This window comes from Endozoicomonas sp. ALD040, from assembly GCF_049275945.1.
Classification (GTDB): domain Bacteria; phylum Pseudomonadota; class Gammaproteobacteria; order Pseudomonadales; family Endozoicomonadaceae; genus Endozoicomonas_A.
This window is the reverse complement of record NZ_CP184829.1, coordinates 3,133,400-3,147,381: the sequence shown is the minus strand read 5'-3', so window position 1 is coordinate 3,147,381 and position 13,982 is coordinate 3,133,400. Positions and strand designations below refer to the sequence as shown.

8 protein-coding genes are annotated in these 13,982 nt (G+C 48.7%); 2 read left to right on the top strand and 6 right to left on the bottom strand.

What is annotated here, in order from left to right; translation table 11 throughout:
• Positions 1-81 precede the first annotated feature (81 nt).
• Complete coding sequence (locus tag ACOJUN_RS11360) at positions 82-5,802, top strand: hypothetical protein (RefSeq protein WP_422136717.1); 5,721 nt, start codon at positions 82-84, stop codon at positions 5,800-5,802.
• Positions 5,803-5,987: 185 nt separating this feature from the next.
• On the opposite strand, the gene ACOJUN_RS11355 is transcribed toward ACOJUN_RS11360, so the two are convergent.
• The 6 genes from ACOJUN_RS11355 to ACOJUN_RS11330 all read right to left on the bottom strand — a co-directional run bounded on the left by ACOJUN_RS11355 (position 5,988) and on the right by ACOJUN_RS11330 (position 12,704).
• Positions 5,988-7,367: a hypothetical protein gene (locus ACOJUN_RS11355; RefSeq protein WP_422136716.1), complete on the bottom strand. Its 1,380-nt coding sequence runs from the start codon at positions 7,365-7,367 to the stop codon at positions 5,988-5,990.
• Between the two features lie 154 nt (positions 7,368-7,521).
• Positions 7,522-8,139 carry a LysE/ArgO family amino acid transporter gene (locus tag ACOJUN_RS11350; RefSeq protein ID WP_422136715.1) on the bottom strand — a complete coding sequence of 206 codons (618 nt, stop codon included), beginning with the start codon at positions 8,137-8,139 and terminating at the stop codon, positions 7,522-7,524.
• 45 nt (positions 8,140-8,184) lie between these two features.
• Positions 8,185-9,027, bottom strand: a complete 843-nt coding sequence (locus ACOJUN_RS11345; protein ID WP_422136714.1) for a DUF547 domain-containing protein — start codon at positions 9,025-9,027, stop codon at positions 8,185-8,187.
• 498 nt (positions 9,028-9,525) lie between these two features.
• Positions 9,526-10,110: a 5-formyltetrahydrofolate cyclo-ligase gene (locus ACOJUN_RS11340; RefSeq protein WP_422136713.1), complete on the bottom strand. Its 585-nt coding sequence runs from the start codon at positions 10,108-10,110 to the stop codon at positions 9,526-9,528.
• A gap of 539 nt (positions 10,111-10,649) precedes the next feature.
• Positions 10,650-11,273, bottom strand: coding sequence for a single-stranded DNA-binding protein (gene ssb / locus ACOJUN_RS11335; RefSeq protein ID WP_422136712.1), 624 nt, complete (start codon positions 11,271-11,273; stop codon positions 10,650-10,652).
• A 90-nt stretch (positions 11,274-11,363) separates the two neighbouring features.
• On the bottom strand, positions 11,364-12,704 hold the full coding sequence (locus ACOJUN_RS11330; protein ID WP_422136711.1) for an MFS transporter: 1,341 nt from the start codon (positions 12,702-12,704) through the stop codon (positions 11,364-11,366).
• Between the two features lie 252 nt (positions 12,705-12,956).
• On the opposite strand from ACOJUN_RS11330, the gene ACOJUN_RS11325 reads away from it, so the two are divergent.
• A complete protein-coding gene (locus ACOJUN_RS11325; RefSeq protein WP_422136710.1) occupies positions 12,957-13,907 on the top strand; it encodes a hypothetical protein in 951 nt (316 codons plus the stop codon).
• Positions 13,908-13,982: the final 75 nt, after the last annotated feature.

Genomic DNA, 13,982 nt, shown 5'->3' with positions numbered 1-13,982 from the left:
GCTCATGATGACCCCTTATAGTCTATAAATACAAATGAGAATACGAGTAGTTATCATCATTATTTTTATGGTAATGCTTCCATGAGTACCAACCTGATAGAAAATCAGAACTGGCGTAGCCTGCCTATCAACAAAAAGCCATCTTTATTATTACTGTCACTTGTCGTCTGTTTTCCAGACTGGAACAGTTGGGCCGGCACGATTGAGCTGGACAATAATAATTTCAATCGATATCTGAACGCCGACCACCCGGTCGAAGGTCGCTATCGGTTAATCAGTGATATTGACTTGCGCCGATTCAGGCCCTGGGAACCCGTCGGCAATAAATCCATTCCGTTTTCTCTCATTCTGGATGGCAAAGGCCACGTAATTTCCGGCCTCGAAGTTTCAACCTCGTTAGATAACACGGCCTCAGGCTTGTTCGGGTCGTTGCAGAATAGCGTTATAAAACAGATCCTGCTTAATCAGCCAAAAGTGACCAGTTCCGGAACTAACAGTCCGTCAGGTGCGCTTGTGGGAGAGTTGAAAAGCAGCAGGATTGAAGAGGTGGTTAATTATGCCGGAACCATCCAAACGGGGGGTCTTCACAGTCATAGCGGAGGTATAGCGGGCAGTATTTCTGATAGCGTCATAAGGGATAGTGTCAACACCGGCACCATTTTCACAACCGGAAGCGCTATCTCAGGGGGTATCGCTGGATTGGCCGATCAGGCATCTTCTGTTTCAAATGACCTGAACACCGGAAAAATAGCCTCCAGAAACCTCTATTCTTCTCCCGCCGGTGGCATTGTCGGAATGCTGAAAAGGAATAGCTTTGCTAATAACAATGTGAATACCGGTGAGGTTAATGCTGGCCATACTGAAGATTCCGGAGGGATTGCAGGGCAGGCAATAGCGGCCAGTGTCTTACAAAACCTGAACACCGGAAAAATTGCCTCCGACTACCTGGACGGCACCTCCTACCGGGGAGGTGGTAATGTGGGTGGAATAGTAGGGCAGGCCTCAAGCCATACCCGCGTCAGCAAAAACCTTAATACAGGCAGTATTTCTGGAAAATATTACTCCAAGGTGGGAGGAATAACCGGCCAGGTAATAAACGCTCCGGTTGTTCAAAATGTCAATGTCGGCCCTGTCACTACTGATGGCAAATATGCCTATAGCGGAGGTATTGCTGGAAAAGCCAGAGGTACAAGCATTCACGACAACCTAAATGCCGGAGCTGTTATAGGGAAAGATTATTACAGTCCAGTCGCTGGTATTTCAGGGACGGCCCAACGGGCCTCAGTTTACAATAATGTTAATACGGGTCTGATTAAAACACATTATGAACGCAATAAAAGTGCGGCAGTCGCAACCAATTACGACGCAGCCCGTATTCAGAATAATCTGGATACTTATACAAAGTATCACCCGGCTTCCGAATGGAGTGGATATAACACGGGTGTCGAGAGGATATCAAAAGCTGATCTTAAAGCAAACCTGAGCGGTTTGAGCAGCGAGCTCTGGAATGCCGGTGATGCAACACAGCTGCCGATGCTCAAAGGCGTTAACACCCCCTACCGAGACCTTGCCCGAATCAATGGGACCCGACAGGCAAACAACCAGTTTCCTCCCGTCCTGAATGAGTTTGCCGACCCTGGTGGTGTCGCCAATGCTACCTCTTTCAATCGTACTGTCTGGAACGGTCAGGATGGCTATTTACCGTTTCCAAAAGCTTTCTTTGAACCGCAAACACTACTGGCCGGAGTTGATTGCACACAAGGGGGATTTGACTGCAGCAAAGAAATGCTTACTCAATCACCCACGGACAGTACTCTGAGTTCTGAGTCACCATCAGAAGCTTCAAACGCTATACCCTTGTCATCCGCGCAGACGTCAACCGGAACATTGATCACGGCTTCTGTGGCTCGTACTTCCCCTACTTCTGAGTCACCGTCAGAAGAAGCTTCATCTACTATCCCACCGTCAACGGCACAGCCAACAACCAGCGAAATGACCATGGCTTCTGTGGCTCGTACTTCCCCCACTTCTGAGTTACCGTCAGAAGCTTCATCCACTGCCCCACCGACAACGGCACAACCAACAACCGGCAAACTGACCACAGCTTCTGTCGCTACTAATTCGCTCACATCTGAGTCACCGTCGGAAGAAGCTTTATCCAGTGTTCCATCGTCAACGGCGCAGCCAACAAGCGGCGAACTGACCACGGCTTCTGTCACTCGTACTTCACCCACTTCTGAATCACCGTCGGAAGAAGCTTTATCCACAGTTCCATCGTCAACGGCGCAGCCAACAAGCGGCGAACTGACCACGGCTTCTGTCGCTCGTACTTTGCCCACATCTGAGTCACCGTCGGAAGAAGCTTCATTTACCGTCCCATCGTCAACGGTACAAACAACAACCGACGAACTAAACACGGCTTCTGTCGCTCGTACTTCGTCCACTTCTGAGTCACCGTCAGAAAAAGCTTCATCGACTGTTCCTTCGTCAACGGCACAACCAACAACTGGCGAATTGACCACAGCTTCTGCCGCTCGTACTTCGTCCACTTCTGAGTCACCATCAGAAGAAGCTTCGTCCACTGTTCCATCGTCAACAGCAGAGCCAACAACCAGCGAACTGAGCACGTCTTTTGTAGTTCGTACTTCACCCACTTCTGAGTCATCATTGGAAGCTTCATCCGCTGTACCATCGTCATCGGCACAGCCGAAAACCAGGGAACTGACAACGGCTTCTGTAACTGGTACTTCACCAACTTCTGGGTCATCTTTGGAAGCATCATCCGCTGTCCCTGCATCATCGTCACAGCCATCAACCAGCGTGGCCAGGACTATTCAGCTAGACAATAATAATTTCAATCAATATCTAAATGCCGACCATCCGGTCAAAGGTCACTATGAGTTAATCAGTAATATTGACCTGAGCCGATTCACTCACTGGGAGCCCGTTGGCAATAAATCCGTTCCGTTTACTCTCACTCTCATTGGCAACGGCCACGTGATTTCCGGCCTTGAAGTTTCAACATCAGCAGATAACACTACAGCAGGCTTGTTCGGGTCACTGGAGAACAGCACCATAAGACAGATCCTGCTTAACCAGCCAAAAGTTACCAGCTCCGGAGATGCAAGCCCGACCGGCGCACTGGTGGGAGAGATGAAACAGAGCCGGATTGAAGAAGTGGCCAGTTCTGCCGGAGTCATCAAAACGAGCGGTTCCGGCAGTCATGCCGGTGGGATAGCGGGCAGTGTTTCTGATAACAGCATCATACGCGACAGCCTCAACACCGGAACCGTAATCACAACCGGAATTGCCTGCGCTGGCGGCATCACTGGACTCGCCGAACAGGCATCCGTCATTTCAAACAACCTGAATACCGGAAAAATAACGCCCAGAAACTTACATGACTCACCTGCCGGCGGCATTGTCGGCAGACTTAAAATCAGTAGCCTTGCTTATAACAATTTGAATACCGGTGAGGTTAATGTCGGCCATACCGAAAATTCCGGAGGCATTGCCGGAGAAGCCGAGGCAGCCAGAGTCGTACAAAACCTGAACACTGGAAAAATTGCTTCCGATTATTTGGACGGCACTTCCCAACGGGGGGGTGGTAATGTTGGCGGAATAGTGGGGGAGGCCTCGAGCCATAGCCTCGTCAGCAACAACCTCAATACAGGGAGTATTTCTGGAAAATATGGCTCCCACGTGGGTGGCATAACAGGGCGAGTAGTCAAGACTCCTGCTGTTCAAAACGTCAATGTCGGACCTGTCACTACTGACGGCAAATTTGCCTATAGCGGAGGTATTGCCGGAAAAGCCAGAGGTGAAAACATTTATGACAACCTAAATGCTGGAGCGGTCGTAGGAAGAGGCAGGAGCAGCCCAGTCGCTGGTATTTCAGGAACAGCCCGCGGGGCCAACGTTTACAATAATGTAAACACCGGGTTGATTAAAACATATTATTATGACAACCGAAAAAGTGCGGCAGTAGCAAACATTCGCAAAGCCGGACGTATTGAGAATAACCTGGATACTTTCACAAAGAATCGCAGTGTTCTTACTTTCGTCGAATGGGATGGATATAATACAGGCGTCGTGAGAGTACCGAGAGACGTCCTAAAATCAAACCTGAGTGGTTTGAGCAGCGAGCTCTGGAATTCCGGTGATTCATCACAGCTGCCGATGCTCAAAGGCATTAACGCCCCCTACAACGAACTTGTCCGAATAAACGGTACCAAACAGGCAAACAACCAGTTTCCCAGGGCCCTGAATGAGTTTGCAGACCCTGGTGGTAACTCAAATGCCACCTTTTTCAGTCGTACTGTCTGGAACAGTCAGGATGGCTATTTACCTTTCTTAAAAGCTTTTTTCGGAGCACAAACATTATTGGCCGGAATTGATTGCACACCAAGTGGGTTTGACTGCAGCGAGAAAAAGGAGATAACTCCGTCGGGTTCATCATCGTCATCGGAAAAGCCATCAGCCAGCCTGTCGGATAACTGCCCGCTACCGGAAGGCACACCTCTCTTTCAGACCTATGACCGGGAGAACCAGCGCATATACGTTGTCATTCAGCCTGAGTCACATGAGCCTTCCGGGATTATTCTGGCACGCTACCAGGGCACTGAACTGGATAAACAATTTGGTTCATGCGGCACTGTGAAATACACAACCTCTGTCAACCAGGCCAAAATACTGGATTCTTACCAGTCTCTGACAGGGCAGGTTATTCATGAAACCACAGGTCCTCATCTTGACATTGTTGCAACGACAACGTCAGGAAAAGCGACTCTGCTTGAGTTCCCGTTAACTGCGGCCCAGAGAGACCAGGCACGACTCAGGGTCCGCAAGAACCTGTTCCCCGACAATGTTCAAATTAATGATACCGCTTATCATGAGGGTGTCATGTATTTAACAGGAAGCATCGATAACAGCCTGTTTGTTGGCCGTTACCTCCAGCGACGACTCTATTTGCATGAAAAGTATCCTGAAGATAAGGAAGAAGGACTTTTTTTAAGACTCTCCCCAGATGGCAAACGTCTTTATGTTGCTGGAAAAAGTGATCAGGATGCGCCCCATCCTCTGTTTATCAGAGAGTACGACAGTAACCAACTAAACCCCGCTGCCTCTTTTGGAAACAATGGCAAAGAGATAATGGCCACCTATGACATTGACACGTTCAACAGTCAGTACATCCTGATACAAAAAGACCAGTCCTACGTTGCCGTATTCAGCCATGAGGGAGAGAAACTTTCTATTCGCCGGTTCGCCACCGAAAATGGACAGATGGACAGTGCTTTTATTATTGACGACAGGATTGATTTTTCTTCCCGCACAAAGGGCTCAACAACAACTGTCAGGCTGATACCAAGAGACGATTTATTACATGCCATTATTTACAACAGTGATGGACAAGCGTACGTAGTTACTTATCAAAATCAGGTTAACGTCCATCGTTTCGACACCACCTTCACACCTGCAGCAGCAAAGTCTATGCGCCCGGTTTTTGTGCGCAATAACGCCTATCTGGCCGTTGAAAATACCAATATTGAGGAGGGTAGACGGCTTGTGCGTATGCAAGAGATTTCTCTGGAGATAGAAAACTACAACTACCAAGTATCCCCTATCGCTTTCTCGTCTGAGAGATCGACTGAAGGAATGAGTGGCCTGGGAATCGGGTTTATTGCAGCCGGCAGTGTGACTGTTGCAACAATTGCAATCATCCTGGCCATTAAGAAGTTCAAAAGGCAGAGATTTGGATCAGGGACAGAAACTCACGAATTACTATCTTTGGATAAATTTTAGATAATTGACAGACAGGACGGCCCCGTAACGAGGATGGCAGAAAACTGATAATTAAAATCCGGTTTTGCAAGCAGAACAGCGAACTATTTGACGAACAAAAGCAGATTTTCACCAATTTACTGCCACCACACGACTGCATGAACACGGAGCCAGAGCAACGCAGGAGCAGTTGCCGGGTAAGGCAGCTATTCCTGGCCAAGCTCCAAATTGCCCTCCTTGTAGACATACTTCCCGGCCAGCTTGATGCCCGCTTTCGCCAGAAGCTGACGGTATTCCAAAGGTTTCAACCAGACAATCCGCTTAAAATCCTCCTCGCCCAGAATCTCATCAAGTGCCTCTTTCATCCGCACAGTCTGACCCAACGGAAACTCTCCTACCATCAACAGAGGCAAATTGGCGCCTTCCTTGTCCTTGCCAATTCCCAGTTCACCCAGCCCGTCTACCACTCTTTTGATGGCTGGAATAAAGGTATCCCTGGCACATCGGGTTAATGCGTTTTGACCGGCATACCAGTCTTTTTCATTGACACCCTCTGGCACTGTATTCTGTTGCAGCACCCAGAAGCCGACATAGCCGGCTTCATTTTTCTTATCTTTCAAGCGAACAAACAGGTGATTAAACTTTCTGGTTGGCAGGGTGGTATTCAATCGCTCCTGTTCCTTTTTGCTATAGCCCAGAACAGGATAGGCCAGATAATCACCTTTAGGTGCCCGTCCATAAACGTCAACGGTTGGCATAGCATTCATGGCTTTCAGAACCGGTACATGTTTCAAATCCAGTGTGTCAAAATCACTGGCTGTGCAGGCTGCTGGCAGCTGATCGAGGAAGAACACCTGGATGGCTACGCCATACTCATAACCCCCACCCTCACTGTCGTAGCTCACCCGATCATAGCGCATAACACCATCCCGAATTTTGTAACCAATGGCGTAGGTGGTCAGTTGAATAAAATCCAGATCCCTTAGCTCTGTCTTTTCACCCACTTTCTGTCTGGCCAGTTTCGCCATCAGACGGGTATCTGAATCCATTTGTAAATGCTTATCGGGGGGCATCTGGAAATGACGAAGCTTCAGAACTTCTTCCATGTTCTCGCGAATGTACTGCTCTTTCAGAACTAACCTGCCACCGACCACAACGGCTCTTTTGTGATGGTCATTATATCCGGCAATACCGACGTAAACGGCATCAAGCCCGATTTCGTCGTCATCTTTCAGCTCAGGCCAGTGGAAGCGAGCCGATTTCCTGAGATTATCAAGAGCATTAGCGAACAGAACTGTTTCCGAGTCACGGAACGCCAGATTGCCCGGATGACCCATACCGGTGAGTGAAGCCTCATAAAAGTCTTCTTTACCAGATGACTGGCTGTAACTGACATGGACCGGAGAGGCCACAGAGCTGGCCAGTACCTTCTCTGGATTATTTGCCGAAGCCAACACCATGTTGACCTCGGCATTGCTTTCATAGACCACCAGCACCAGATTGTCTGAATAGGTCTTGGCAAAGGATAGTGAAGAGAACAAACTGAGAGAGATCAAGACAACACTGCCTATAAGCCTGAGCTTCATCGGATCAACCCCTTTTTTAGCAAACCTTACAGCAGGGACACTGCTGTATCAGCGAACCGCAGCACTTCTGTGCAAACGTCATTAAAAAAAGCACCTGATCATCAAAATAGCCAATGAAATGAAACCCGGAAGCATAATTGTTTAGACAGAAACGTTATAAAATATTGGTCAGATCCATTTGCAGCAGACTGAGGGCAATGCTGAACATGATCAGACAAATCACCAGATCAATGATTTTCCATGCTTTTGGACGGGCTAACAGGGGTGCCAGCTTCACAGCACCAAACCCAAGACCATAGAACCAGATAAGCGATGCGGTGATAGCTCCCAGTACAAAATAACCACGCTGATCACCGTATTGAGCACCAATACTGCCCAACAAAATGACCGTATCAAGATAAACGTGCGGATTCAGCAGAGTGACCGCCAGAGTCGAAAACACAATACCCCGAATAGACTTTTGCACCTGCCCTTCTGCTTTGAGTTGCCCGGTTTTGAAACTACGCTTCAGTGACATCAGGCCAAATCCAGTCAAATAAGCAACACCCGCCCAGCGGGCTACTTCAAGCAGTGTGTTATTACTTTGGATAAGTGTACCAAGACCCATGACACCGGCCAGTATCAATAAGGCATCGCAGACTGCACAAATTGTGGCAACCAGGATAGGTGACTCTCGACGTAAGCCCTGAGCCAGCAAAAATGCATTCTGACTGCCAATAGCTATGATCAAGCCGCCGCTTAATAGCAACCCATTCAGATAAATTTCCAGCATTGCCTACTTTCTTAAAGCGCGTTATACATTCAACAGAGCGACCCACTATGGCCCATTCAAACCCCAATCATAGTGATGATCTAAATCCCCTTTGTACTGCTGAAGCCTGGTGCGCAGATCAGGTTTGGCGTATTTCACCAAGTGGGCGATCAAAGATTGGTCATTCCCACCGAAGTCGACTTTATACCAATGATAGATACTTGAGACGAGCAGTTCGCCATCGTCAAAGGTCACGCCGCGTTCGTGGTTGACGTAATCGGTTGCGGCGGCTTCAAGCAGTGTTTCTGTGTTTTCTGAGGTGAAAGCTTTTGCGGCAATATTCGGGCAACTGTAGCTGGCGCAGTTGACAGCGTAATGGATGCGTGCTTCGCTCCAGATGGGTCTCAGGATATTGTGCTCAATGTTGTTGAGCGTGAGTTTTTTACCTTGAATTTGGGTGATATCGTCGTTCCAGGGGCCAAAGCCGAAGAAACTTTTGCCAAGCTCAGTAATACTATCCACGGGGTAGTTTTCAAGAATCAATTCCACCGTGAGCGCATTGTAGAGGTTCACCCAGTAAGCGAACTGCTCTTGCTTTGAATAGCTGCGGGGGTCAAGCGCGGTCATTTTTTTCAGGTAGTTTTGCAACCGCGATCTGTCGGCTTTGGAGACTTTGCCGTAATTGAACAGGTTCACGCCGGAGGCATGTTTGTTGTCCAAGTATGTGTCGAGGGTATGTTGCCAGTCGCTGTGATCGATGACAGCTTTATTGCTTTCGTCGCTTTTATTCCAGAAAGGAATCAACTCAGATTCAGGGGCCGCATGCACGACACTGACGCTCATGAGCATGCCAAGAAAGCCGAACAAACTCAGCAAAACGAGTTTGGTAGATTGGGTAAAAAATTTCATTGAGATGCTCCTTTTGCCTCAGCATAACATTTGATTTATCAGGCGGACAAAACCCTCACTCGCGCCATTATAAAGTGGTGAATAACAACTCAGTGTCACGCAGTGCTCCGAAGGTCTGCCCATGGCAAGCGTTGAGAGACAGGCTAAGTTTTGAGACATACGACTCAATACCAATACTAAGATGAAGCCCCTGTCTATCATTCGCTTGCAGTTAACACCTCTTTATGCGAAATTCACCAACGCTTGAAAAAAGCAATTGATGCCCGTAGCGATTAAAATAAGAGTCGCTTTTGATGGCAAATCAATGACTGGCTGACTTCCCCGTGTTCAAGACGGCCATGAATAATAATTAAAATAAAGTGGAGTTCTGAAGAAAATGGTTAACCCAAAACCCAGTTCAATCAGCCTTTTATTAGCTGTCTTTATCGTCGCCGTGTTAACAACAGCAGCGACTTCGACTCTGATCTGACAAGCTGATGGCGTAGGCCAGGGAGTGGCTTACTGAACTTTCTCACCATATAGCTGCTTTTCTGTTGCAATACTCTTCATTGGAACATCCCAGTCCGCCGCCGGAATTGAACTGACTTTCTGACACTCATGCGCTAACCCCATCAGTATCGGTTTACTGCGGTTTTCCAGAAAGGCAAAAGTCCGGTCGTAATAACCCGCTCCCATGCCAAGACGATTGCCCTGCTCATCAAACCCGGTGAGCGGCATAAGCACCAGATCCAGTGCTTCTGCCTTAACGGTTTTTTCAAGATCCAGTTCCGGTTCGGCAATCCCGTAACGGTTCTCTACCATCCGGGTATTGGGTCTGTAGAGCTGGAAATACATCTTTTCAGGCTGCTCCTGATCCAGAACCGGAAGATAGCAGAACTTATCCTGCTCCCAGATCGCTTCGGCGATAAATCCGGGATCAATTTCACCATCATTAGCCAGATACAGAGCGATATGCTGACTGTGCCGAAAAGCCTCACTGTTACACACGACAGAGGATAATTTCTTTGCCGCAGTAAGTTGCTGTTCAGCCGACAGGGATTGACGATTGCTTCGTAACTGCTTGCGCAGGCTGGCTCGATCCATCTGAGATGACACCCGACATTGTTCTGTTGGAGCAATATTGTCTACTGCTGAAAGGAAATACTCAATGATTGAAATGGATGATGCCTGTCAGAAATCGGCGTCTGCCTCTCCAGAAAAGGCAAAAAGCCGCTGATTTCAGCGGCCTTTTGCTATGTTCAGTTCCTGACTAGGAGCCTGACCGAGAATAGCGCCCGTAGCGAGGACGGCAGAAAATTGAGGATGAAAATTCGGTTTTGTGAGGAGAATAGCGAGCTATTTGACGAACAAAAGCGGATTTTCAGACCAATTTGCTGCCGCCGCAGTAGGGCAGACTATTCTCGGTCAGGCTCCTAGCAGCCTGTCGGACTTAAGCGTCCGTAGCGAGGATTGCAAGAAATTGAGGATAAAAATCTCTGTTTCTGAGGAGAATAGCGAGCTATTTGACGAAGAAACAGGGATTTTTAGACCAATTTATTGCAACCGCACGACTGCATGGATGCAGGAGCTAGAGCAACGCAGGAGCAGTTGCCGTGTAGGACAGTCTTAAGTCCGACAGGCTGCTAGAACGGAATATCATCATCAAAGTCGTCAAAGCCACCTGCTGGCGCAGTCTGAGGCTGTTGCTGAGGTTGCTGCTGCGGAGCAGGACGCTGTTGAGGCTGATGTTGCTGAGGCTGATGTTGTTGAGGCTGATGCTGCGGCTGCTGTGGAGCGGCTGCAGGCGCCTGCTGTTGCATCGGCTGCTGGGGTGCATTGTATTGTTGCTGAGGAGCAGGCTGTTGTGCAGCTCTTGGCTGGAACTCGCCACCACCCGCAGGCATAGCCATTCCGTCCTGACGGCCATCCAGCATTTGCAGCTGGCCACTGAAACCGTCAACAACAACTTCTGTCGTGTACTTATCCTGACCGGACTGATCCTGCCACTTACGGGTCTGCAGTTTACCTTCAATGTAAACCTTGGAACCCTTGCGCAGGTATTGCTGAGCAATTTCAGCCAGCTTGCCGAAAATGACCACCCGGTGCCATTCGGTTTTTTCCTGTGGCTGGCCGGTGTTACGATCTTTCCAGGACTCACTGGTCGCAACACTCAGGTTGGCTACAGCGCTGCCATTCGGGGTAAAACGGACATCCGGATCATTGCCCAGGTTGCCGATCAGAATGACCTTGTTAACACCTCGTGCCATCAGTTTCTCCAGTAATTTTTAACATGAACCCTTTTCATCCTCACAGGAATGAAAACAGGCTCCTGGTTGTCGCTTTCTCATTCATTTATGTCAGCACTCACCGTATTGGCGCAGCGCGGTCATATCCACTATTTTTCTGTCCACCTTAAGATAGGCGGTTCTCTCACTGTCCAGGACAGTCACTTCCTCAACCCCGGGAATAATGGCCAGTTCCCTGCCAATAGCACGGGCATCCAGGCTCATGGAGGAGTCGAGGGCCATCACCATACTGCTGACATAAGGAGGTTGCTTCATGGTAACAGACAATAACCACCAGAGTGCAGTAGGGATTGCACAAACCATCATGACACCGGTCGCTCCCCAGTACTGAAAGGCGAGTCCACCAAGGCTTCCACCCAGAGCAGCCCCCAGGAACTGACTGGTTGAATATACGCCCATGGAGGTTCCCCGGGTGCCTGCCGACGATAATTTACTGACCAGAGAAGGTAGTGTAGCTTCCAGAAAATTGAATGCAGCAAAAAACAGGAATATTCCCAGCAAAACACTTTCGGCACGCCACATACCGGCAATGGCTGCCAGCAGGACAGTGACAGCGCCAACAAAGCACTGTTTCAGGCGACGTTTGGCTTCACTGAAAATAATCACCGGTACAATCATCACAAAAGAGACCGAGAGTGCCACCACGTAAATCCAGCCATGATTTTCCCGGGCCATCCCAAGGGTGTCTTCCAGCATCTGAGGCAGGAATACGAACAGGGCCATCAAGGTGAAATGCAGGGTAAAGATACCGGCCATCAACCTGAGCATTTCCCGATTACCTATAACATTGCCCACATCTTTGATACTGACTTTGGTGTTCAGATCAGTCCGGGTCACTACCGGAGTTGGCACCATGAACAATAGAATCAGAATGCTCAATCCGGCCATTACAGCATTACTGCCAAAAAGCCCCTCCAGCCCCCACCAGTCGGCAAAAAGAGGGCCCAGTAACATGGCGATGCAGAATGAGAATCCGATACTGATACCAAATACCGCCATGGCCCGGGTACGGTACTGCTCACGGGTCAAATCAGCCAGAAGTGCGGTGACAGCCCCGGATACCGCACCAGCACCCTGAAGAATCCGACCAAAAATGACTCCATAAATAGAGTCGGCCTGAGCGGCAACCAGACTGCCCAGCATAAAGATCATCATACCGGCTATGATAACCGGCTTGCGCCCGAACCGGTCTGACATCCAGCCAAAGGGAATTTGCAGAGCCGCCTGGGTTAACCCATAAGCACCAATCGCAAAGCCGGCCAGGGCTGGAGTGGCCCCCTGCAGGTCTTCGGAATAAAGGACCAGAACAGGCAGTACCATAAACAGGCCAAACATCCTGAATACAAACACCAGTGACAGTGAGACCGTTGATTTCAGTTCCTGCGGAGACATTCCTGACTTCTTATATAACATTGCAAGCGGCTTATTTTATCAGGAAAAACTTTTGAAGAAAGGAGTCGCCGAAAGACAATATGCCCATTGGATTTAAAAATAGAAAAAAAAACTTACATTTACCTGCAACTTCCCGAAAATCAGCTATTTTTAATCGTTCCGGTGGAATCATTACAACCATGAACAAGAAGTCTGCCAGACCTGAGGCCGCTTACAGGTAGCCCAAGCAATAAAAAAAGAGGATTGATCAACATGATATACCCTGCCCGACGCTTCGGTCATTTACCACTTTTCATGATGGCGGTAATTGCTTTCACATTGGCAACTCCCAAGCCAGCAGAGGCCGCTAACGACAGAACGCTTCGCTATGCGCTTCTTTCCTCTGGAGTGGTTTTTGTGGGCGGTTTGCTGCTGTTAATTGAGACTTCCTATTCAGGTGGTTCAAACTACTCCGGGGATGTTGAAAATCAGGAGCACTCGTTGCAATTGCCCGTCATCACCTACAAAAAGGAGGCGGCGTTAAAAAACCATCACTCCGTTGATGTCAGGCTTGCCCCTTCGGTAGACCCGAAAGGCGAAATAATCGAATTTAAAGGGACCCTCTTGCAACTGAAGGGCACAAAAAAAGCGGCTGTCTGTAACCCCATCCTGGAAGTCAAAGAGGTGAATAAAAACCTATTAAAAGATATTCACGACCAATGCAACGCCTGGTTCAGCAGAAACAATATGGTATTTCCCCATGAAGTCAGTGGTATTGATCTGGCAGAAGCCTTTAATGTTGCGCTTCCGGAAATGGTATACAGAGCCAACATTCTGACCCTCACTCCCTATCAGGTAGCGCTGAAACCCAATCACAAAGAAGCTACCAAAGAAGATATGAGTTATTTCAGCATAGCGATGAGCGACTTCGAGCCTAACCAGTACTTTAAAACCTGTTATCACTATCCAAGAAACGCCGGCATGAACCCTCCGATGATCGACTCTGCAGGCGAACTGGTTTTCAAACTGCCAAAACAGGGCGTTACTCATCTGCATCATGACGGACACAACGAGTATTTCATAGCGACTCGCCTGTCCAGCAGCCAGGCTAAATTTGCCTATGCCTGGAAGCTTGGCTCTCCCTGGCCACCTATGCCCAGACCAGTCAGATTAACTCCGGCAACCAAGGACATTCTGCCCATTCATGTCCTTGATCACGAGTAACCCGAAAACAAAGTCAGTTCAGTTTAAGTGCATGCACGGTATTGTCATAGACAGTCTTCAGCCCCGATCATCAAG

Excerpts from the sequence above, each read along its gene's own strand:
- ACOJUN_RS11350 (WP_422136715.1), bottom strand. The coding sequence starts at position 8,139 with ATGCTGGAAATTTATCTGAATGGGTTGCTATTAAGCGGCGGCTTGATC.
- ACOJUN_RS11330 (WP_422136711.1), bottom strand. The coding sequence starts at position 12,704 with ATGTCTCCGCAGGAACTGAAATCAACGGTCTCACTGTCACTGGTGTTT.
- ACOJUN_RS11360 (WP_422136717.1), top strand. The coding sequence starts at position 82 with ATGAGTACCAACCTGATAGAAAATCAGAACTGGCGTAGCCTGCCTATC.
- ACOJUN_RS11325 (WP_422136710.1), top strand. The coding sequence starts at position 12,957 with ATGATATACCCTGCCCGACGCTTCGGTCATTTACCACTTTTCATGATG.
- ACOJUN_RS11355 (WP_422136716.1), bottom strand. The coding sequence starts at position 7,367 with ATGAAGCTCAGGCTTATAGGCAGTGTTGTCTTGATCTCTCTCAGTTTG.
- ssb (WP_422136712.1), bottom strand. The coding sequence starts at position 11,273 with ATGGCACGAGGTGTTAACAAGGTCATTCTGATCGGCAACCTGGGCAAT.
- ACOJUN_RS11340 (WP_422136713.1), bottom strand. The coding sequence starts at position 10,110 with ATGGATCGAGCCAGCCTGCGCAAGCAGTTACGAAGCAATCGTCAATCC.
- ACOJUN_RS11345 (WP_422136714.1), bottom strand. The coding sequence starts at position 9,027 with ATGAAATTTTTTACCCAATCTACCAAACTCGTTTTGCTGAGTTTGTTC.